19 protein-coding genes and 2 tRNA genes are annotated in these 19,898 nt (G+C 68.4%); 11 read left to right on the top strand and 10 right to left on the bottom strand.

Translation table 11 applies throughout. The features are described 5' to 3' along the window. Positions 1–22: 22 nt before the first annotated feature. On the bottom strand, positions 23–331 hold the full coding sequence (locus tag IPJ61_RS10420) for a hypothetical protein (protein WP_297106682.1): 309 nt from the start codon (positions 329–331) through the stop codon (positions 23–25). A 12-nt stretch (positions 332–343) separates the two neighbouring features. Then, positions 344–1,399, bottom strand: coding sequence for a 3-isopropylmalate dehydrogenase (locus tag IPJ61_RS10415; RefSeq protein WP_297106680.1), 1,056 nt, complete (start codon positions 1,397–1,399; stop codon positions 344–346). A 128-nt stretch (positions 1,400–1,527) separates the two neighbouring features. Here IPJ61_RS10415 and cimA point away from each other — a divergent pair, with 128 nt between their 5' ends. From cimA to IPJ61_RS10390, 5 genes are all read left to right on the top strand, one after another. After that, complete coding sequence (cimA, locus tag IPJ61_RS10410) at positions 1,528–3,114, top strand: citramalate synthase (protein ID WP_297106678.1); 1,587 nt, start codon at positions 1,528–1,530, stop codon at positions 3,112–3,114. Between the two features lie 56 nt (positions 3,115–3,170). Beyond that, entirely contained in the window at positions 3,171–3,974 is an 804-nt protein-coding gene (locus IPJ61_RS10405) for a fumarylacetoacetate hydrolase family protein (RefSeq protein ID WP_297106675.1), read from the top strand. Beyond that, positions 3,971–4,897 carry a CPBP family intramembrane glutamic endopeptidase gene (locus IPJ61_RS10400; RefSeq protein ID WP_297106672.1) on the top strand — a complete coding sequence of 309 codons (927 nt, stop codon included), beginning with the start codon at positions 3,971–3,973 and terminating at the stop codon, positions 4,895–4,897. Before IPJ61_RS10405 ends, IPJ61_RS10400 begins: the two co-directional genes overlap by 4 nt. Positions 4,898–5,045: 148 nt before the next feature. Beyond that, positions 5,046–5,117: transfer RNA gene (locus IPJ61_RS10395), tRNA-Gln, on the top strand. A gap of 29 nt (positions 5,118–5,146) precedes the next feature. Next, a tRNA-Glu gene (locus IPJ61_RS10390) sits at positions 5,147–5,219 on the top strand. 97 nt (positions 5,220–5,316) lie between these two features. On the opposite strand, the gene IPJ61_RS10385 is transcribed toward IPJ61_RS10390, so the two are convergent. Together IPJ61_RS10385 and IPJ61_RS10380 are read right to left on the bottom strand one after the other, a co-directional pair. Then, positions 5,317–7,854, bottom strand: a complete 2,538-nt coding sequence (locus IPJ61_RS10385) for a PEP/pyruvate-binding domain-containing protein (protein ID WP_297106669.1) — start codon at positions 7,852–7,854, stop codon at positions 5,317–5,319. Between the two features lie 50 nt (positions 7,855–7,904). After that, the gene (locus IPJ61_RS10380) at positions 7,905–8,630 is read right to left on the bottom strand and encodes an IclR family transcriptional regulator (protein WP_297106666.1); all 726 of its coding nucleotides are present in this window, start codon (positions 8,628–8,630) and stop codon (positions 7,905–7,907) included. Positions 8,631–8,735: 105 nt separating this feature from the next. Here IPJ61_RS10380 and leuC point away from each other — a divergent pair, with 105 nt between their 5' ends. Both leuC and leuD read left to right on the top strand, forming a co-directional pair. Continuing rightward, on the top strand, positions 8,736–10,142 hold the full coding sequence (leuC, locus tag IPJ61_RS10375; protein WP_297106664.1) for a 3-isopropylmalate dehydratase large subunit: 1,407 nt from the start codon (positions 8,736–8,738) through the stop codon (positions 10,140–10,142). A 2-nt stretch (positions 10,143–10,144) separates the two neighbouring features. Beyond that, on the top strand, positions 10,145–10,750 hold the full coding sequence (gene leuD / locus IPJ61_RS10370; protein WP_297106661.1) for a 3-isopropylmalate dehydratase small subunit: 606 nt from the start codon (positions 10,145–10,147) through the stop codon (positions 10,748–10,750). Positions 10,751–10,840: 90 nt separating this feature from the next. Here the strand turns inward: leuD and IPJ61_RS10365 are convergent, their stop codons facing one another. After that, positions 10,841–11,179 carry a type II toxin-antitoxin system PemK/MazF family toxin gene (locus IPJ61_RS10365; protein ID WP_297106659.1) on the bottom strand — a complete coding sequence of 113 codons (339 nt, stop codon included), beginning with the start codon at positions 11,177–11,179 and terminating at the stop codon, positions 10,841–10,843. Continuing rightward, the gene (locus IPJ61_RS10360) at positions 11,163–11,360 is read right to left on the bottom strand and encodes a hypothetical protein (RefSeq protein WP_297106656.1); all 198 of its coding nucleotides are present in this window, start codon (positions 11,358–11,360) and stop codon (positions 11,163–11,165) included. The genes IPJ61_RS10365 and IPJ61_RS10360 overlap by 17 nt, the downstream gene beginning before the upstream one ends. Positions 11,361–11,455: 95 nt before the next feature. Between IPJ61_RS10360 and IPJ61_RS10355 the strand changes: the two genes are divergently transcribed. Continuing rightward, a complete protein-coding gene (locus tag IPJ61_RS10355; protein ID WP_297106653.1) occupies positions 11,456–11,806 on the top strand; it encodes an ArsR/SmtB family transcription factor in 351 nt (116 codons plus the stop codon). An 11-nt stretch (positions 11,807–11,817) separates the two neighbouring features. After that, positions 11,818–12,795 carry an SRPBCC family protein gene (locus tag IPJ61_RS10350; RefSeq protein ID WP_297106650.1) on the top strand — a complete coding sequence of 326 codons (978 nt, stop codon included), beginning with the start codon at positions 11,818–11,820 and terminating at the stop codon, positions 12,793–12,795. Between the two features lie 139 nt (positions 12,796–12,934). Here IPJ61_RS10350 and IPJ61_RS10345 read toward each other — a convergent pair whose 3' ends face one another. Next, positions 12,935–14,071, bottom strand: a complete 1,137-nt coding sequence (locus tag IPJ61_RS10345) for a hypothetical protein (protein ID WP_297106648.1) — start codon at positions 14,069–14,071, stop codon at positions 12,935–12,937. Between the two features lie 234 nt (positions 14,072–14,305). Here IPJ61_RS10345 and IPJ61_RS10340 point away from each other — a divergent pair, with 234 nt between their 5' ends. Both IPJ61_RS10340 and IPJ61_RS10335 read left to right on the top strand, forming a co-directional pair. Next, entirely contained in the window at positions 14,306–15,862 is a 1,557-nt protein-coding gene (locus IPJ61_RS10340) for a prolyl oligopeptidase family protein (RefSeq protein WP_297106645.1), read from the top strand. After that, complete coding sequence (locus IPJ61_RS10335; protein ID WP_297108130.1) at positions 15,805–16,338, top strand: prolyl oligopeptidase family serine peptidase; 534 nt, start codon at positions 15,805–15,807, stop codon at positions 16,336–16,338. Before IPJ61_RS10340 ends, IPJ61_RS10335 begins: the two co-directional genes overlap by 58 nt. A gap of 109 nt (positions 16,339–16,447) precedes the next feature. On the opposite strand, the gene IPJ61_RS10330 is transcribed toward IPJ61_RS10335, so the two are convergent. From IPJ61_RS10330 to IPJ61_RS10320, 3 genes are read right to left on the bottom strand one after another with little or no spacing between them, the layout of a single operon-like run. Further along, positions 16,448–17,125, bottom strand: coding sequence for a helix-turn-helix transcriptional regulator (locus IPJ61_RS10330; RefSeq protein ID WP_297106643.1), 678 nt, complete (start codon positions 17,123–17,125; stop codon positions 16,448–16,450). 15 nt (positions 17,126–17,140) lie between these two features. Then, entirely contained in the window at positions 17,141–18,496 is a 1,356-nt protein-coding gene (locus IPJ61_RS10325; protein WP_297106640.1) for a D-serine ammonia-lyase, read from the bottom strand. A gap of 15 nt (positions 18,497–18,511) precedes the next feature. Next, entirely contained in the window at positions 18,512–19,852 is a 1,341-nt protein-coding gene (locus IPJ61_RS10320) for a gluconate:H+ symporter (RefSeq protein WP_297106637.1), read from the bottom strand. Positions 19,853–19,898 lie beyond the last annotated feature (46 nt).

Raw genomic sequence — 19,898 nt, 5'->3', positions numbered from 1 at the left:
CAGGTTGTGTCGATGGCGGAGATCACTGCTTGGCGCGGATCCGCCTCTGCGGCGGCTGCGTCGTACTCGGTGCGCTGTTGCCCGTCACGTCCGAGGCGTTCGCGGGATGCTCGGTGGAGCCACCGGCGGATGGTCTGACCGGGCTGCGCCGCCCGGACGCAGCGACAGGTGCGCCCGTCGCCCCTGCTCCGGGGATCACCGAGAGGGTGGCTCCGTCGAGTCCTCCCTCGAGTTGCCGTCTGCTCACCTCGACGGCCTGGTCGGTGACGCGGAACTCTCGCCAGCCCTTTCGACGCGCGCTGCGTCGCTTCGCTCCTTCGTCGCGGGTCAAGGAGCGTGATGCTCAGCTCGCGAGGCGGGCGGCGATGCGGTCGCCGATCTCGACGGTGCCGAACTTCTGCGCGCCGCGCTCGGCGATGTCGGCGGACACCGCCTCGTCGATCTTGGCCGCCAACTCCGGCTTGCCCAGGTGGTCGAGCAGCAGCGCCATCGAGGAGATGGCCGCGGTCGGGTCGGCGATGCCCTTACCCGCGATGTCGGGGGCGGAGCCGTGCACGGGCTCGAACATCGACGGGAACTCGCCGCTGGGGTTGATGTTGGCCGACGCGGCCAGGCCGATGCCGCCGGTGACGGCCGCGGCCAGGTCGGTGACGATGTCGCCGAACAGGTTGTCGGTGACGATCACGTCGAACTGCGAAGGGTCGACGACCAGCGCGATCATCGCGGCGTCGATGTGCAGGTACTTCTGCTCGACATCCGGGAACTCGCGCCCGACCTCCTGGAAGACTCGGTTCCACAGCGACCCGGCGTTGACCAGCACGTTGTGCTTGTGGAGCAGGGTGAGGTGGCCGCGGCGCGACTGGGCGCGACGGTAGGCGTCGCGGACGACGCGCTCCACGCCGTAGGCGGTGTTGATCGAGACCTCGGTGGCCAGCTCGTGCGGGGTGCCGACGCGCACCGCGCCGCCATTGCCGCAGTACAGACCCTCGGTGCCCTCGCGGACGACGACGAAGTCGACGTCCTTGCCCTCGACGACGCTCGGCGCGAGCGGCGTCGGCACTCCCGGATAGAGCTTGGACGGGCGCAGGTTGATGGCGTGGTCGAACGCGAAGCGGAGCTTCAGCAGCAGGCCACGCTCGAGGAGGCCGCTGGGGATGGCCGTGGAGCCAGGGGCCGCGCCAACGGCGCCGAGGACGATGGCGTCGGCTCCCTTCAGTTCCTCGAGCACCGAGTCGGGCAGGACCTCGCCGGTGCGCTGCCAGCGCTCCGCCCCGAGGTCGTAGTGGACGAAGTCGAACGCATCGGGGCCGGCGACCGCGGTCAGCGCCTTGAGCGCCTCCGCCGTCACCTCGGGGCCGATGCCGTCGCCGCCGATGACGGCAATGCTGGCTGAAGTCATGGGGAGACCCTACGGAGCGGGCGCGGCCGGTGTCGCCCGTCTCACTGTCCGTCCACTGAATGAGACATCCGAAACGCCTCGCGGGCGCGTAAACTTCGCCGCGCCCCTGACCCTATGGAGGAGCCCTTATGCCAACGTTGCCCGTGCGCCCCGCCGAGTTCCACGTGTTCGACACCTCGTTACGCGATGGCGGACAGCAGGAGGGACTGAACCTCTCCGTCACGGACAAGCTCAAGATTGCGGGCTACCTCGACGAGCTGGGCGTCACGTTCATCGAGGGCGGTTGGCCGGGCGCGAACCCTGCCGACACCGAGTTCTTCCAACTCGCCAAGAAACTCGACCTCACGCACTCGAAGCTGGTGGCGTTCGGGGCCACCCGCAAGGCGGGCGCGAAGGCTGAGAGCGACGCACTGACCAAGGCCCTCGTCGACGCCGACACGGACTACATCTGCATCGTCGCGAAGTCGCACGACGAGCACGTGTTCCGCGCCCTGCGCACCACGCTCGAGGAGAACCTCGAGATGGTCACGGACACCGTGCAGTTCCTGCGCTCGCAGGGCAAGCACGTCTTCGTCGACTGCGAGCACTTCTTCGACGGTTACCGCGCCAACCCCGAGTACGCCATCAAGGTGGTGCAGACGGCGCACGACGCGGGCGCAGAGGTCGTCGTGCTATGCGACACCAACGGCGGCATGCTGCCCAGCTGGATGGGCGAGGTCGTCGAGGCCGCCGCCGCGACGGGTGCGAACCTCGGCATCCACTGCCACAACGACACCGCCTGCGCCGTTGCCAACACGCTCGCCGCGGTCGAGGCCGGCGTGATGCACGTGCAGGGAACGTTCAACGGATACGGCGAGCGCACCGGCAACGCCGACCTCTCTGCCCTCATCCCCAACCTGCAGATCAAGTACGGCTGGGACATCCTGCCCGCGGAACAGCTCGCCGAGCTGACCCGCATCGCGCACGCGATCGCGCTGGTCGCACACCAGCCGCTTGTGGGCCGCCAGCCCTACGTCGGCCACTCGAGCTTCGCGCACAAGGCGGGCCTGCACGCCTCCGCGATCAAGGTCGACGAGAACCTCTACCAGCACATCGATCCGGCCATCGTCGGCAATGACATGCGCATGCTGATCTCCGACATGGCGGGCCGCGCCAACATCCAGATCAAGGGCGAGCAGCTGGGCTTCGACCTCGGCGACCGCGAGCAGGCCGCCCGGATCACCGGCGTCGTCAAGGCCCGTGAGGCCGAGGGGTACTCCTACGAGTCGGCGGATGCCAGCTTCGAGCTGCTGCTCCGCGACCAGCTCGGCGTGCTCGAACTACCCTTCGAGGTCCACTCCTGGCGCGTGTTCACCGAGGAACGCGACGGCATCAACATCTCCGAGGCGACGGTGAAGCTCCATGCCAAGGCCGAGCGTCGGATGGTCGTCGGCGAGGGCAACGGCCCCGTCAACGCGCTCGACGCTGCCCTGCGAGCCGCGCTGATCCCGGCCTTCCCGGAGGTCGCCGAGTTCGACCTCACCGACTACCGCGTCCGCATCCTCGACGAGGGACACGGCACCGACGCCTCGGTGCGTACGCTCATCGACACCGCCTACGGCGGGTACTCCTGGACGACGGTCGGCGTCGGCACCAACGTCATCGAGGCCTCCTGGGAGGCCCTGATCGACGCGTTCGTTTACGGCATCATGACGCACCTGGTCTCCACCGACTGATCTGTCGGCACGGGCGTCGGCGCGTCGGCGGCGGACAACGCGGCTACCCTGTGCGCATGCGCATCGCACGTTTCGCCAAAGCCGGACAGGACCCCGCGTACGGGATCATCGAACTCAGCGTCGACGGGGGAGACCATCCCGACACCATCGCCACCCTGACCGGTGATCCGCTCGCGGGCGGGGCCGTCAACTACACCGGCGAACGGCACGAGCTCGACGACGTGCGCCTCCTCGCCCCGGTGATTCCGCGGTCGAAGGTCGTCGGCGTCGGCAAGAACTACGCAGAGCACGCGGCCGAGATGGGGGGTGCGGTGCCCGAAACCCCGCTGGTCTTCCTCAAGCCCAACACGTCCGTCGTCGGCCCCGACGACACGATCATCCGGCCGGAGGGCTGCGCCGAGCTGAGCTATGAGGGCGAGCTCGCCGTCGTCATCGGCCGGATCTGCAAGCAGGTTCCCGTCGAGCGTGTCCCCGAGGTCATCTTCGGCTACACCATCGCCAACGACGTCACGGCTCGTGACTGGCAGCGCTCCGACGGCCAGTGGTTCCGGGCGAAGGGCTCCGACACGTTCCTGCCTCTCGGGCCGTGGATCAACACGCACGTCACGATCGAAGAGGCCGGCGCGCTGTCGATCGAGACCCGCCTGAACGACGAGGTGCGCCAGGACGGCTCGACCTCGCAGATGGTGCGCGGCATCGCTGAGCTGATCAGCTTCATCACCCGGTCCGTCACGCTGCTGCCGGGGGACGTCGTGCTGACCGGGACCCCGGCCGGTGTCGGCGCCATGCAGCCCGGTGATCTCGTCCACGTCACGATCGACGGCTTGGGCACCCTCAGCAACCCGGTCGCCGACGCGTGAGTGCCGCCCCCGGTCTCCTGCTCTCCGGAACGCCTGCCGTCGACCCGCCGGGCGGCCTCACCTATCCTCTCGCGCTGCGCCGCGACGGCTTCCACGGCATCTCTTCGATGTTCGGGATCGTCGTCGGGTTAATGGCCTTCGCCATCTTCATTCCGTTGGCATCGCAACTGGTGCTGCGCGTCGGTCATCTCCTCCGCGGGGGCGACTGGGAGCAGTATCGCCAGGCGGCGCAGGCCTATCAGCTGCCGGAAGGCCCTGTTGCAGGGCACCTGGCCTTGGCGCTGCTGATCCCGATCTCGCTGCTGATCGTCCGTTACATCCACGGCGTTCGCCCGCGCTGGCTGGCGTCCGTGCATCCCGGCATCCGGTGGCGATACCTGCTGCTGATGGTCATCGTCGCCGTGGTCGTGCTGAACGCCGTGCTGTGGCTGGGGTACGCGGTGAAGGGCGGGCCGACGTTCCACAGCGGGCAGTCGGGTTGGCTGACCTTCCTGGCGTTCATCGCCGTCACGGCGCCGCTGCAGGCGGCTGCCGAGGAGGTGTTCTTCCGTGGGTACCTGCTGCAGGCCATCGGCTCCGCGGCGGGCCGGACGTGGGTGGGTGTCGTCGGGTCCTCGCTGCTGTTCGCGCTGATGCACGGGGTGCAGAACCCTGCGCTGTTCGCGCACAGGCTGGCCTTCGGGCTCGCCGCCGGAGCGCTGGTCGTGCTGACTGGCGGCCTTGAGGCCGGCATCGCCGCACACGTCGTCAACAACGTCGCCGCCTATGCCTATGCCCTGTTCACGACGTCGGTCGCGGAGTTGCGCGCGGTGCGGGCGATCTCCTGGAGCGACGCGGCCTGGGACATCTCGGGGTTCGCCGTCTTCGCGGTCGTCGCCTGGCGGATCGGCGTGGCGATGAGGCTCGCGACCCGGACCCCCTAATCCGGGGTTGGCTAGCTATTTTGTCGGCGCGGGGAGGATTCGCGGACCAGAGATCCCCACAACTTGTGGGCTTGGTTCGCGATGGTGTACTGTTCTTACTCGTGCCCGGGAAACCGGGCGCCTAGAGGATCGGGAAACCGAGCTCTCTAGGGGTATGGGGTAATTGGCAGCCCGGCGGTTTCTGGTTCCGCTAGTTCAGGTTCGAGTCCTGGTACCCCTGCGGAAGGTGTAAACCTTCCATGCGCTAGAGGCCCCGTTGTGTAGCGGCCTAGCACGCCGCCCTCTCAAGGCGGTAGCGCGGGTTCGAATCCCGTCGGGGCTACAAGAGATTAAGGCCCTAGTCAACACAAGGTTGGCTAGGGCCTTTCGCATTGCCCGGAACCTCCGACATGGCACCAACCTGGCTCCGACGTCGGCCACTACTGGATCAGCAACTGCTGCGCGACGATGTCGGCGTAGAGCGTCAGCCCGCCGGCGTCGGCCACGTGCAGCGCGTCGCCCAGCGCTCCGGCGTTCGGGGCGAACTCGGCAAGCAGGTTGGGCTCGTCCAGCACGCGGGCCGGGTTGAAGTGCACCCCCGGCCTTCCATCGAAGGCCGCCACGTAGAAGATGTCGGACTCGACCAACTCCTGGAAGAAGTGGCTGCCATAGCTCAGCTCCGGCCGGAACTCGCCCGCGCTGTAGGTGTGCTCGCACAGCACCGCGAAATGGTTGAGGTCGACGAAGTGCGCGGGCACGCCCAGCGACGCCGTCGTCGTACCCCAGCGGCCCGGGCCCATCAGCAGCGCAGCCCGGCCGTCGAGCTTGCGGTTCACCGTGCCGATCAGCCTCGCCACCTCGTAGCGCGCCTGCTCACCGAGGCCGAGATAGACGTCGGGGCGGACCGCGACGACGAGGTCGAGCGGGAGCTGCGCGTTCCCGCCCATGAACGACCCTGTCGTGGCCATCAGGCTGCGCTCGGCGTCGAAGTCCGGGATCCGCACGGAACGCCCGACGCCGCGGGTCTGTAGCGGCCGGCACTGCACGAGGTTCAGCGTCGGCTGGCCCGAGCGGTCGAAGTTGATCGTGAACTCCGTGTCCACCGGGTGCGCATAGCCGTGGGCGAGGCAGGCGAGCATGTCGGCCATGAGCTCGGGGAGACCGCCGCTCAGCAGACCCGCGAAGTCGATGACCTCCATCGGATGCGCGGGGCGGCGCCTGCCGAGTTCCCTCAGCCGCCGTTCCGCCGCCCTGTCGCGGCTCGCGAACAGCGACCAGTCGAGTCGGGCCGCCGCCGCGCGCACCGCAGCCATGGGGAGCGGGTGGATCGTGTCACTGGCGAGGTCGAGGACGTCGACTCTGCGCTGCGAATACCGGCCCGCGTCCTCGTCGCCACCGGGGGAGGCCAGCGGGTCGGCCAGCGCCACGATGCGGGCGAAGTCGCCGCCCTTCCGGTCGACGGCGCGGGTCCCGAGCCCGACGACGAGGCGCGCCATGCCCCGGTCGGGGAGGTCCGAGTCCCAGACGTAGAGGCTCGAGCTGTTGGCCACGCCCGCCACGGGCGGAAAGAACAGCTCGCCGAACAGGTCGCCGGAGACGCGTTGGACGAGCACCGCCATCTGCTCGTCGTGCTCGCCCAGGCCGCGGTCGGCACGGTAGCGCAGCGCGTCGACGCCGACGGCGGAGGCGTAGACAGTGCGGATGGCGTCCTCGAAGGCCTCCAAGCGCGTGTCGGGGCCACCCTGGTTGGCGAGGAAAACGCTCTCGTACTTGCCCGCGAACGCGTTGCCGTAGTCGTCCTCCAGCAACGAGCTGGACCGCACGATGATCGGCGAGGAGCCGAAGTACTCCATCAGCTGCAGGAACTCCTCGCGGATCCGCTGAGGGAACCGGCCCGTCGGGATCGCGGTGTGCAGGTCGGACGCGGCGTCGAAGTACCCCTGCCTCTTGTGGTGTGTCCACAAGTCCCACCAGCCGTTGGCGATGAGGAAGCTGACGAACACATCGGCTCCGACGAAGAAGGAGTCGTGCGGCTCGAGCCTGCCCGCGAACCGGTGGGCGTTGTCGTGCTCGAGCATGGAGCGCGCGAGCAGCATGCCGACCGACTTGCCTCCGATGCGGCCCGTTCCGATCATTCGTGACGCCACGGCGAGCAGATCGATCAGGCTCATGTGGGCGCGGCAGAGCTCGACGATCCGACCGTGCGTGCCGACGATCATCCTGAGTAGCGCGTCGCGGGCCTCCGCCTGCTCCTCCGCGGGGCCGGTCAGCGCCCCCCATGCCTCGTCGACGCGGCGCTCCCACGGGTCCGGGCTGTCGATCCGCCGCGCAACCGATGCGAAAAGGCTCGCGGTCACGCCCGACGACGTGACCGAGATCGCGTCGCCGCCCGTGAGGAGGTGAGGGAAGAACATCGTCGGGGAGTGCCGGCGCCATACCTTGAGCGGCTTGACGTACAGCTCGTCGTCGATGCGGTGGAGGTCGAGCAGCAGCTGCGTCGTCTGGCGGATGCCCGCCACCGTCGCGAACGTGTGCTCGTGTCGGATCAGCGCGAAGTAGGCGATGGTGTCCAGCTCGAACAGCGGGGGACAGGTGATCTGGAAGAAGTTCATCACCATGAGGTCCGAGTTCCACGCCTGGTGGAGGTCCGGCAACGGATCGAACACGTAGTAGGAGAACTGGCCGACCTCCACGAGAAGGTCAAGGACCTCGACGGAGAAGCTCTCGAAGCCGACCGTCGGGTCGATGAGGCGGGTCTCGACGCCCTCGACGTGGTCGAGCCATGGCTCGCGAATGCCGAACCTGACGTGGACGACGCGGCGGCCGTCGCGTTTTGCGCGGGCTATGAAGGGCTCGACGACGGTGAGGAAGTCGCTGGCGAGGTCGACATGCCAGACGACGTTGTCGCCCAGCCACAGGCCCTCGATGGTCTGGTCGAGGCCGGGGATGCCGGTGCTCGGCTGAGCTTCCTTGATCATGGGCTCACGTTAGTACGGCGCGGGCGCCAAGGGACAGGGTCGTCCGGGACCTACTCCGGGTTGCCGCTGCGGCGAAGCACGTCGCTCAGCCGCTCGGCCGCGGCGAGGACGGCGGGGGCGTGGAGGCGGCCGGGGGAGCGGGTCAGGCGCTCGATGGGGCCCGACACCGAGACGGCGGCGATCAGCTTGCCCGACGGCGCGAGGACCGGCGCCGACACGGAAGCCACGCCGGCCTCCCGCTCGGCGACCGACTGCGACCAGCCCCGACGGCGCACGGCCTGCAGCGTGGAGAGCGAGAACGAGGCGCCCTCGACGAGCTTCTCCAGCTTCTCCGGCTCTTCCCAGGCGAGAAGCACCTGTGCCGCCGACCCGGCGGTCATCGGCAGCTGGGAGCCGACGGGCACGGTGTCCCGCAGGCCCTGCGGGCGCTCGACGGCGGCGACGCAGATGCGCGCCTCGCCCTGGCGCCGGAACAGCTGCACGGACTCGCCCGTGATGTCGCGCAGGCGGTTGAGGATGGGGCCGGCCGTGGCCAGCAGCGGATCCTCGCCGGCCGACTCGGCCAGCTCGATCAGGCGCGGACCGAGCACGAAGCGGCCCTGTAGATCGCGTCCGACGAAGCGGTGGTGCTCCAGAGCGACGGCGAGGCGATGCGCCGTCGGCCGGGCCAGCCCAGTAGCGGTCACGAGGCCCGCGAGGGTCAAGGGATTCCGCTCCAATGCAGAGAGCACCGCGGCCGCCTTGTCGAGTACGCCGACGCCAGAAGTTTCGTCCATATGTTGAGACTAACAGTCCGAATGCTGGACACGCAACTGCTGGGTCGGCGCAGGGGCGCGCATACTTGGGCTCGAGAAATCGATCCGCATGAGAAGCGAGGAGCCATGGGTAAGACCCTGAGCGAAAAGGTATGGGACGCGCACGTCGTCCGCTCGGCCGAGGGTGAGCCGGACCTGCTGTACATCGACCTGCATCTCGTGCACGAGGTGACCAGCCCGCAGGCCTTCGAGGGCCTTCGGCTGGCGGGCCGCCCGGTGCGCCGCACGGACCTGACGCTTGCCACCGAGGATCACAACACCCCGACGCTGAACATCCTGGCTCCCATCGCCGACCCGGTCTCGAAGAAGCAGGTCGACACGCTGCGCCAGAACGCCAAGGACTTCGGCGTGCGCATCCACTCGCTGGGCGACAAGGACCAGGGCGTCGTCCACATCATCGGCCCCCAGTTGGGCGTGACCCAGCCGGGCATGACGATCGTCTGCGGCGACTCGCACACCTCCACCCACGGCGCTTTCGGCGCGCTGGCTTACGGCATCGGCACCTCCGAGGTTGAGCACGTGCTGGCCACCCAGACCCTGCCGCAGGCCAAACCGAAGACCATGGCCGTCAACATCAACGGCGAACTGCCCGACGGCGTGACCGCCAAGGACGTCGTGCTGGCGCTGATCGCGAAGGTCGGCACCGGCGGCGGCCAGGGCTACATCGTCGAGTACCGCGGCACGACCATCGAGAACCTCTCGATGGAGGGCCGCATGACGATCTGCAACATGTCGATCGAGTGGGGCGCCAAGGCCGGCATGATGGCGCCCGACGACACCACCTTCGCGTACCTGAAGGGCCGCCCGCACGCGCCCGAGGGCGAGGACTGGGATGCCGCCGTCGAGTACTGGCGCACCCTGAAGTCCGACGACGACGCCACCTTCGACGTCGAGGTCGACATCGACGCCACGCGGCTCACCCCGTTCGTCACCTGGGGCACCAACCCGGGCCACGGCGTCCCGCTGGGCGGAACCGTCCCCGCCCCCGAGGACTTCGACTCCGAGGTCGAGCAGGCAACCGCGAAGCGGGCCCTGGAGTACATGGACCTGACGCCGGGCACCCCGATGCGCGACATCAAGGTCGACACCGTTTTCCTCGGCTCCTGCACCAACGGCCGCATCGAGGACCTGCGCCTCGCGGCGTCGGTGCTGAAGGGCCAGAAGAAGGCCGACAACATCCGGATGCTTGTCGTGCCGGGCTCGGCCCGCGTCCGCATCGAGGCCGAGCTTGAGGGTCTCGACCAGGTGTTCCTGGACTTCGGCGCCGAATGGCGTGCCGCCGGCTGCTCGATGTGCCTGGGCATGAACCCCGACCAGCTGACCCCGGGCGAGCGCTCGGCGTCGACGTCGAACCGCAACTTCGAGGGCCGCCAGGGCAAGGGCGGGCGTACGCACTTGGTGTCGCCGGCCGTCGCCGCCGCCACCGCCATCGCCGGCCACCTGGCCGCCCCTGCCGACCTGATTGGACGCTGACCATGGATGCCTTTATCAACCACACCGGCATCGCCGTCCCGCTGCAGCGCAGCAACGTCGACACCGACCAGATCATCCCCGCTGTGTACCTGAAGCGGATCACCCGGACCGGCTTCGAGGACGGCCTGTTCGCCGCCTGGCGCAGCGACCCCGAGTTCGTGCTGAACCGGGCGCCGTTCACGGGTGGCACGATCCTGATTCCCGGGCCGGACTTCGGCACCGGCTCCTCCCGCGAGCACGCCGTGTGGGCGCTGCAGAACTACGGCTTCAAGGTCGTGATCGGCACGCGCTTTGGCGACATCTTCCGCTCGAACTCGGGCAAGGCCGGCCTGCTGATCGCGCTGGTCTCGGAGGAGGATCGCGACCTGCTCTGGGCCGCGATCGACGCGGACGGATACGTCGAGACCACGGTGGACCTGCCGTCGCAGACGATCACCCGCGGCGACCTCGTCGTGAGCTTCCAGATCGACGACTACACGAAGCACCGCCTGCTGAACGGCCTCGACGACATCTCGCTGACGCTGCAGCACGCCGATGCGATCGCCGCCTACGAGGCGACCCGCCCGTCGTTCAAGCCGAAGACGCTCCCGGTCCGCACCGCCGGCTGACGTCGTCGCTATAGAGGGGCGCCCCGCACCCTTGGGTGCGGGGCGCCTCTGCGGTTGTGGCGAGCCGGCCGTACCGCACCTTCTGAGCGCTCAGGCGTCGATGATGAGCGCCACGACGTCGCGGATCTGCCGGAGGGTGGCAGGGCCCACGTTGCCGACGCGCGCGCTCACGCGCGCCGTGGCGACGGACCGGATGTGTTGACACTGTGCAGCGGAGACGACGCTGAGACCGTTGTGCGCATCCGATTCGACGGCGACTTCGGCGCCGCTGTCGCGAATGGTGCTTGTCAAGGGGACGACCTGGATGACGTTCGGGCCACCGCGGAGGATCTGGTGTGCGGTAACGACGACGGCGAGACGACGCAGCCCTGCCTCGGAGCCGGACGGCACACCGAGGTCGAGTTCAACCACGTCACCCGGCGTCAGCATCAAGCCAAGCTTGCTCGTCGTCGCGTAGCGGCTCCGAGAGGTCCTGCCCGATGAACTCTTGTTCCAGCAGTCGGACCGCTCGGGTGACTGTCTCGGTGAGGGTCTCGCCGCGTCTTGCTGCCAGCTCGTTCAGGGCGTCGCGCGCGGGGCGAGTGACGCGGATCGTCGTTGTGATGCTCATGTCCCCAGGATACGGCGTGTAGACAGAATTATCTACAGAACGGTCGCTCCGTGCGCCGTTGACACCGGAGCGCAGCCACGTTAATCTACAACCAAATGGTTGTAGATGGTGTTTCTCAGACGGACCTCACCAACGGCGAGGTGGACCGGATCTTCCGGGCACTCGCCGACGCGACGAGGCGCGACATCCTGCGTCGCACGCTCGTCGGCGAGGTGACGGTCTCGAACCTGGCCGCCGACTACGACATGAGCTTCGCGGCGGTGCAGAAGCACGTCGCGGTCCTGGAGGGAGCGGGTCTCGTGACGAAGATTCCCTCCGGGCGCGAGCGGAGGGTCCGGGCGAATCCCGAGACCATCAGCAAGGCCCAAGCGTTGCTTGACCACTTCACGCGGCTGTGGCAGAGCCGTATCTCTCGCCTCGACGACCTCTTCGCCGAGGACTCCTGAAAGGAGCCGCCATGCCCATCACGTCCGTCACTCAGGATCCCGAGGCCCTGACGCTCACCGTCGTCGCCGACTTCCCCGTTCCCGTGCGCCGCCTCTGGGACGCCTACGCCGACCCGCGCCAGCTCGAGCGCTTCTGGGGGCCGCCCGGCTGGCCCGCCACCTTCACCCGGCACGACGTCGCCGTCGGCGGCCGCTCGGACTACGCCATGATCGGGCCCGACGGCGACCGCTCCTGCGGCTACTGGGAGTTCCTGAGCGTCGACGAGGGCAGGAGCTTCGAGGTGCTCGACGGCTTCGCCGACGACGAGGGCGCCCCCAACACCGCGATGCCCACCATCAGGATGGAGTTCGTCTTCGAGGCAACCGACGGCGGCTCGCGGATGACCACCACCAGCCACTTCGCGTCCGCGGACGAGCTCGAGAAGCTCGTTGCCATGGGCATGGTCGAGGGCATGCGCGCCGCCATGGGTCAGATCGACGACGTGCTGGCCGACCTCGCGTCGTTCGCCGCAGGCAACGGCATCGTGGTCCAGCTGCTCGGCGACACCCGGGCGCGGATCAGCCGCGTCATCCGCGGCACGGTCGACCAGGTGTGGCGCGCGCATCACGAGCCAGAGCTCCTGCGCCGCTGGCAGCTCGGCCCCGACGGCTGGACGATGCCGGTGTGCGAGGTGGCCACCTCCGTCGGCGAGACCTACCGCTACGAGTGGGAGAACGAGGAGACCGGCGACCGGTTCGGCTTCACCGGCCAGCTGACCGAGGTCCTCGCGCCGGTGCGCGCGGTCACCACCGAGGCGATGATCGGGATGGACGGCCCCGTCGTCGTCAACGAGCTGACCCTCACCCCGGTCGAGGGCGGCACGCTGCTGACCATGGTGGGGAACTACCCCGACGCCGAGACTCGCGAGATGATACTTGCCACCGGCATGGCCGACGGCATGGAGACGAGCTACGCGCGGCTCGAGCGCGAGGTGTTCGGGGTCGCCTGACCCGGCCACTGACACGGCAGGGCGCCCTTCGCACTGCGACCGTCGTCCTGCCGCGTCTCGGCGCGCTGGAGTATGTGGCGCCCGGCCGCGGACCGGATCCGCTGGACCTGCGACAACCGCGCGCTCTTCGAGTGACGCGCTATTCGGCACGCGCCTCGTCAGGCGCCTGTGACGTCCACCGAGGCTCGCCCGTGTCGTCGTCTCGATGCCAGCGGGTCGGCTCGCCGGCTTCCGCTTTGTCGACAAGCCAGTAGGTGGCGCCGGGGTTCCAGCCCGCGATGACGCTGGCCGTGCCGTCGATCACCCGGATGGCGACGCCGGCCGCCGCCAGATAGCCGGCGTAGGACAGGTGGACGGCGTCGTAGTCGCAGGCGAGCCCGGCCCAGTCCGGGATGACAAGGGAGCCCGTCCATCCCGTTGCGCGGTACCAGTCGTGTCGCCTCGACGCCGTCACCGCGAGTGGCCGGGCCCGGCACAACGCTGCCCAGTCGTCGGCGCCGTTGATCTCCAGCACGTGGGCATCGGCCGGGGTATCGACGGGTAAGGCATCCGCGCGGGACCATCCGAGGGTGTCCTCGACGAACCAGAGACCCGACGGCGTCTGGTCGAAGAGCGGCGCGCAGGTGACCGGGAGGCCGTGCGGGGGAGTCGACCACCACGTTCCGCTGTACGGGGCCGTCGGATCCGCAGGACGGTCGCGCGCGGCCCGCTGTTCCTCGGCGACGAGATCCGCGCGCCAGGATCGGAGCGCCTGGCCCGCGGGCTGCCGGTGAGTGGTGGGTGCCTCAAGCCAGCGCAGGCCCACCTGGTTCCCCTCGGAGATGCGATCGCCCAGCCAGTCGGACTCCGGCGATGCGCAGATCAACTCCGCCACCGGGCGCAGTGCGTCGCGCACAGTGGGCACCGCCGCGAGGAGGTCGTCGCCCTCGGGGCCTTCCCAGTACGTCGCTGCATCGACGGAGGCCGCGAGGCAGGACCTCAGCAGCTCCGCGGTCGGGGTGACGAACCGCGTCGCGGCGAGGAGCGCTGCGACGTGGGAGGGTTGTGCCGCAAGGGGATCAGTCGCACCGTCGGGCGATCCCCAAGTCGAGCGGGTGATGCTCTTGCCCGCCCTCTTCGCGAGGCGGTAGCTCGCGTCGGCGACCGCCATCGACAGGGGACCGGCATGGTCAGGCCCGCCCGCGACCTCCGCCTGACACGCGAACTGGAGCAGCATCCGGCGCCCCCGCGGCCCGGCCAGCAGCGCCGCGGGCGCGAGCCGAGAGTCCTGAAACATGGCCCGATGCTACCCGCGTTCGTCGCGCCGTAGTGCGCATGCCGGCTGCTAGATCCCCGACTTGATACCTGCTAAAACCCCGACTTAGATGCTGCAAAACCAGGACTTAGGTACTGCGGAAACCATGACGGTGCCCATTCCTGCGCTGGGGGAACGCAGCGGTCGGGCATGGTTCGCAGCCTACTCAGGTGGGGGATGGGCACACGGCTAGGGTGGGGCCGACGAAGGAGCACCATGACCGACCCGCACCTGTGGCTGGAAGACATCGACGACCCAGCGGCGCTCGACTGGGTGCGCGCCCAGAACGGCGTGACGGAGGCCGAGCTCGCCGGCACCGACGAGTTCGCGCGGCTAGAGGGCGAACTCGCGGCCATCTATGACTCCGCGGAGAAGATCCCGTTCGTCGCCAAGCGCGGCGACTGGTACTACAACTTCTGGCGCGACGCCGAGCACCCGCGAGGTGTGTGGCGCCGGACGACGCTCTCCGAGTACCGCACGCCGGAACCCGCCTGGGAGGCGGTCCTCGACCTCGACGACCTAAACCGCGCGGAGGACGAGAACTGGGTGTGGCATGGCGTCGAGTTCCTCCGGCCCGACCATCCGCGGTGCCTGATCGCGCTGTCGCGGGGCGGATCGGACGCCGACGTCACCCGCGAGTTCGACGTCGACGCGCGTGCCTTCGTCGACGGCGGCTTCGAACGCCCGGAGGCCAAGGGGCACCTGACCTGGATCGATGAGGACACCGTCTACCTGGTCACCGACACCGGCCCCGGCAGCGTCAACCGCGCAGGCTACGCCCGCTTCGCCCGCAGGTGGCGTCGCGGCGCGCCCCTGGCCGAGGCCGACGCGGTGTTCGAGGGGCCGGAGGACAACGTCGGCTACGGCATTTACCCCCACCACGACCGCACGCCCGGCTTCGAGCGCGACCTCCTCGTCCACTACCTCGACAGCCGCGACACCGCGCTGTACCTGGCCGACACCGAGCGCACCTTCCAGCGCATCGACGCCCCGGACTCGGCCAACAAGTTCATCCATCGCGCGTGGCTGTTCATCGAGCTGCGCGAGCCGTGGGCCGTCGGTGATGTCACGCATCCGGCGGGCGCGCTGGTCGCCATCCGCCTCGACGACTACCTCGCCGGCGCTCGCGACCTTGCTGTCCTCTTCGCTCCGACGGACACGACCGCGCTGTCCGACGTCACGGTCACGCGCCACCACATCGTGCTGACCGTGCTCGACGACGTGAAGAGCGTCGTGACCATCCTCACCCCAGGCGAGGCCGGCTGGGAGAAGCGCCCCCTCGCGGGAGTGCCTGCGCTCGGCACGATCGAGGTCGGAGCCGTCGACGACGAGACCTCGGACGAGCTGTGGGTGATCGCGACCGACTTCCTGACGCCCAGCACGCTGCTGCTCGCCGACGCCTCCGTGGGCGCGACACCACCGGAGACGCTGAAGGCGGAGCCCGCCTTCTTTGACGCGGACACCCACGCGACCGAGCAGCGCTTCGCGATCTCCGACGACGGCACGCGCGTTCCCTACTTCCTGGTCCGGCCACGCGGCCGGGTCGACGCCGACAACCCGACCCTGCTCTACGGCTACGGCGGCTTCGAGATCTCGTTGACCCCGGCCTATGCACCTGGCGTCGGCAAGGGCTGGCTGGAGCGCGGCGGGTCGTACGCCGTCGCCAACATCCGCGGCGGAGGAGGGAGTACGGCCCGCGCTGGCACCAGGCCGCGCTGCGCGAGAACCGGCACCGCGCCTACGAGGACTTCGCGGCCGTCGCCCTCGACCTGATCGCGAGCGGCGTCACCACGTCGGCGCGCCTCGGGGTGCGCGGCGGTAGCAACGGCGGCCTGCTCACCGGCAACATGCTGACGCGGTACCCGGAGCTGTTCGGCGCCGTCGTCATCCAGGTGCCGCTGCTCGACATGCGGCGCTACAGCCACCTGTTGGCGGGCGCGTCGTGGATGGACGAGTACGGCGACCCCGACACCGACGACTGGGACTTCATCCAGACGTTCTCGCCGTACCACCTTTTCGACCCGGCGCGGGACTACCCGCCGACGCTGCTGCTCACCTCGACGCGCGACGACCGCGTACACCCCGGCCACGCACGCAAGATGATGGCGAAGCTCGCCGGTACAGGGAAGCGGGCCTGGTATTACGAGAACATCGAGGGCGGCCACGGCGGCGCGGCCGACAACCGTCAACGCGCACACATGGACGCCCTCTACCTCGAGTTCCTGCGGCGCCACCTTGCGGGCTCTTGACTGCGGAGACACTTCGTGAGGTGGCTCGGCGCTGCTCACAGCGGAACGACGGCGCGGCCTCGGCGTACGCGACTACCGTGTCTTCCATGGGAGTGTCAGCGCTGCGGCATTAGCTCCCCGCCGCTGGGCGCGTTTGCTCTGCCCGTGCGGTCTGGATGTAGCGGTAGGCGGTAGGTTCAGAAACACCCAGTTGGTTGCAGATCGCCTGGACCGAGCCCTTGAACTGGAAGAAGCCACGCTCATGCAACCGGCGCACGGCCTCAATCCGATCGTCGAGGCGGAAACGGGAAGCTCGAGTTGCGCGCTCCTGCTCCAGCGTGCGGATGACCTGGTTCGCTGCCTCTTCGACCGAGGCGACGAGGTTCTCCTCGACATGTCCTTCTGCCGAGCTTGGCAGGTATACCCCCACCAAGCCTGCGACAACGGTTTCCAATTGCCGGAGCAGAGTGTGATCGGTGTTGATGCAGAGCATCCCGACGATGCGGCCCTCCTTGCGGATGAAGAACGTCGACGATGTCAGCACCGTCGACGAACCGGGCATCGTGCCGCGGTAGTTGACGGCGAAGTCCTGCTCCTCGGCGGGATGATCGTCGCGGACACGCAGAACGAAGTCCGTGGCTGGCGATCCGACCGAGCGGTTCGTCACGTGGCCGTTTGCGATGGCAATCACCGACGCGTCGATGTTGGAGAGATCGTGCAGCACCACCTCGTGGTTCTCGCCGAGCACCTTTCCTAGGAACTCAACAAGCGGGACGAAGCTTCGGACATGATCGGAGTCCGCGACCATCTGTGCCTCCTATGTTCAGCCCAACAGTTCCCGGCCGTGTGCCACATATGCCGCCATCTCGTCGCGGGGCACCATGCTGCCGCCCGTGGCCCATGCGAGGTGGGTCGAGCGAGCGAGCAGGTCGTCGTCGAGGCCGATCCGGGAACGGTAGTCGTCGGCCCCAACCACGCGAGCCATGCCGGCGAGTCCCGCGGTCGAGGACGGCTCGATGTCGATGCCCTCCACGTCGTGCAGCATGGTCAGCATCCGGTAGAGGTTCTCGTCCGTGACACTGAAGTACCCGTCGACGAGGTGCTGCATCGCCTTCCCCACGAAGCCCGAGGGGCGCGCGCACGCCAGCCCGTCCGCCGCCGTGACGTTATCGATCCCGAAGTCGTTGACCGACATCGCGTCGTGCAGCCCGGAGTAGACGCCGAGGAACATGCTGGGGCAGTGGGTCGGCTCTGCGAACACGGGATGGACGGCATCGCCGAACTCGGCGCGGAGGCCGAAAGCGACTCCGCCAGGTCCACCCCCAACGCCGCAAGGGAGGTAGACGAAGAGCGGGTGGTCTGCGTCAACGGGGACGTCGAAGGCTTGGAGCTGTCCGGCGAGCCGGTGCGCTGCCACCGCATATCCGAGGAAAAGGCTGGTCGAGTTTTCGTCGTCGACGAAGTAGCAGGAGGGATCCCCTTCGGCCTGCTTGCGGCCCTCTGCGACGGCGACAGAGTAGTCGGATGCGTACTCGACGACCTCGACGCCGTTGGCGCGGAGCTTGTCCTTCTTCCACTGGCGGGCGTCGGCGGACATGTGAACCGAGGCGCGGAAGCCGAGCTTCGCGCTCATGATCCCGATCGACAGTCCGAGGTTGCCGGTCGATCCCACCGCCACCTGGTGCTTCCGGAAGAACTCGGTGAAGCGAGGAGTGGCGAGGACCGAGTAGTCGTCGTCGAGGCTCAGCATTCCGGCCCCCACGGCGAGATCCTCGGCGTGCCTGAGTACTTCGTAGATCCCGCCGCGGGCCTTGATTGAACCCGAGATCGGCAGCTCGGCGTCCAGCTTCAGCATGAGGTTGCCCGGCAGCGGGCGGCCTGCCTCGCGCTCAAGGCGCTTCTTCATCGCGGGGGCGCCGACGAGGGGCGACTCAAGGATGCCGAGCGTGCGTCCGGTCTCCGGGAAGACGGCGAGGAAATACGGCGCGAAGCGCTTCAGACGGGCCGCGGCGTCGATGATGTCGTCGTTGGTGAGCCCTACGGACCCGATCGCCTCTGTGGTGGGACGGACCTCAGGGTTGAACCACTGGGTCTCAGTGGTGGCGACGAGGTCGGCGATGAGAGGGAGGTCGCGCTTCCAGTCGGCGAGCGTGCGGCCGTGAATGATGGTGTCGGTCATGGTGATGTTGCTCCTTTAAGCGACGGTGCTGAGGATGAGAGCCCCGGCCAAGCCGACGACCGAGGCGGTGGTGGTGGCGAGCGTGAGTGTGCGCAGGGTCTGCTGCACGGACATGCCCATGAACTCCTTGAACAGCCAGAACAGGCTATCCGTGACCTGGGTGAGCCCGATTGCGCCCGCCCCGATCGCGATTGCCATCACCTCGGGGCTGACCCCGGAGGTGGCGACCATCGGCAAGACGATTCCGGCGGCCGAGATCATTGCTACGGTTGCCGAACCGACGGCGGCGTGCAACAGCAGCGCGATCAGCCAGGCAAGGATGATCGGACTTACGGGCAGCCCGGAGAGGGCGTCGGCGATGCCGTCACCGATGCCGGAGGCCTTTAGCACCTCGTTGAACGCGCCACCCGCGCCGATGATGAGGAGGATTCCTGCGATGGGTGAGAAGCTGGAGTCGGAGACGGTGAGGAGCTGTTGCATGGTCATACCGCGGCGCAGCCCGAGGGCCCAGTAGGCGAAGAAGACCGAAATCAGCAGCGCGGCGATGGGGTTGCCGATCATTGAGACCATAGGCAGCGCCGCGGAGGTCTCCGGGAGCAGCGACGTCACCACGGTGCGGCCGACCATGATGAGCAGCGGCAGCAGGATGGCGAACAACGTGATGCCGAATCCGGGCAGGTCCCGCTGCGCGACCGGCGCATCCTCGACTGCGGAATGCCCCTCGGGGAGCGGCGGGTCGACGAGCTTCTGCATCCCGAAACGGCTGAAGACCGGGCCGCCGACGATCGCGGCAGGAAGGCCGACGAGAAGGCCGAATGCGATCACCTTGCCGACGTCGGCGCCGAGCATTCCTGCGATGGCCGTCGCCGCGGGATGGGGCGGGACGATGCAGTGGACGACCATGAGGGAGACCACGAGAGGCGTGCCGAGCTTGACCCGCGAGATGCCCGCCTCTTTGGCGATGACGAACACGAGCGGCACGAGGAGGACGAAGCCGACCTCGACGAAGACGGGGATACCGGCGATGAAGCCGATCAGCATCAGCACCCAGGTGGCCCGCTGCCGCCCCAGGGTGTTGAGCAGGCTGATCGCGATGCGTTCCGCGCCGCCCGAGGTCTCGAGCAGCTTCCCGAGAATGGCGCCGAATCCGATGATGAGGGCAAGGAAGCCGAGCGTGCCCCCGACGCCGCTCTCGATCGTTTCGGCGAGGGTGTCGAGTGGCGTCCCGGTGGCGATGCCGACGCCGAACGCGGCGAGCGTCAGGGCAAGAGCGGGGTGCAGCCTGACTTTGACGATGAGGAAGACGATCGCGGCGATCGCCACGACGAGCACTGCGATGAGTGCAGGTGTTGACATGGAGTACCTCCTAGGTTTGAGGAGAGATTATCGCAGTGAGAATTTC

Source organism: Tessaracoccus sp., from assembly GCF_016714275.1.
GTDB lineage: Bacteria > Actinomycetota > Actinomycetes > Propionibacteriales > Propionibacteriaceae > Arachnia.
Note: the sequence above shows the minus strand (reverse complement) of the source record. Positions and strands in the feature narration are given on the sequence as shown.

What these genes read in the sequence shown, in the direction of transcription:
- IPJ61_RS10415 (WP_297106680.1), bottom strand. Translation starts at nt 1,399, where the DNA reads ATGACTTCAGCCAGCATTGCCGTCATCGGCGGCGACGGCATCGGCCCC.
- cimA (WP_297106678.1), top strand. Translation starts at nt 1,528, where the DNA reads ATGCCAACGTTGCCCGTGCGCCCCGCCGAGTTCCACGTGTTCGACACC.
- IPJ61_RS10405 (WP_297106675.1), top strand. Translation starts at nt 3,171, where the DNA reads ATGCGCATCGCACGTTTCGCCAAAGCCGGACAGGACCCCGCGTACGGG.
- IPJ61_RS10385 (WP_297106669.1), bottom strand. Translation starts at nt 7,854, where the DNA reads ATGATCAAGGAAGCTCAGCCGAGCACCGGCATCCCCGGCCTCGACCAG.
- IPJ61_RS10380 (WP_297106666.1), bottom strand. Translation starts at nt 8,630, where the DNA reads ATGGACGAAACTTCTGGCGTCGGCGTACTCGACAAGGCGGCCGCGGTG.
- leuC (WP_297106664.1), top strand. Translation starts at nt 8,736, where the DNA reads ATGGGTAAGACCCTGAGCGAAAAGGTATGGGACGCGCACGTCGTCCGC.
- leuD (WP_297106661.1), top strand. Translation starts at nt 10,145, where the DNA reads ATGGATGCCTTTATCAACCACACCGGCATCGCCGTCCCGCTGCAGCGC.
- IPJ61_RS10365 (WP_297106659.1), bottom strand. Translation starts at nt 11,179, where the DNA reads ATGCTGACGCCGGGTGACGTGGTTGAACTCGACCTCGGTGTGCCGTCC.
- IPJ61_RS10360 (WP_297106656.1), bottom strand. Translation starts at nt 11,360, where the DNA reads ATGAGCATCACAACGACGATCCGCGTCACTCGCCCCGCGCGCGACGCC.
- IPJ61_RS10355 (WP_297106653.1), top strand. Translation starts at nt 11,456, where the DNA reads ATGGTTGTAGATGGTGTTTCTCAGACGGACCTCACCAACGGCGAGGTG.
- IPJ61_RS10350 (WP_297106650.1), top strand. Translation starts at nt 11,818, where the DNA reads ATGCCCATCACGTCCGTCACTCAGGATCCCGAGGCCCTGACGCTCACC.
- IPJ61_RS10345 (WP_297106648.1), bottom strand. Translation starts at nt 14,071, where the DNA reads ATGTTTCAGGACTCTCGGCTCGCGCCCGCGGCGCTGCTGGCCGGGCCG.
- IPJ61_RS10340 (WP_297106645.1), top strand. Translation starts at nt 14,306, where the DNA reads ATGACCGACCCGCACCTGTGGCTGGAAGACATCGACGACCCAGCGGCG.
- IPJ61_RS10330 (WP_297106643.1), bottom strand. Translation starts at nt 17,125, where the DNA reads ATGGTCGCGGACTCCGATCATGTCCGAAGCTTCGTCCCGCTTGTTGAG.
- IPJ61_RS10325 (WP_297106640.1), bottom strand. Translation starts at nt 18,496, where the DNA reads ATGACCGACACCATCATTCACGGCCGCACGCTCGCCGACTGGAAGCGC.
- IPJ61_RS10320 (WP_297106637.1), bottom strand. Translation starts at nt 19,852, where the DNA reads ATGTCAACACCTGCACTCATCGCAGTGCTCGTCGTGGCGATCGCCGCG.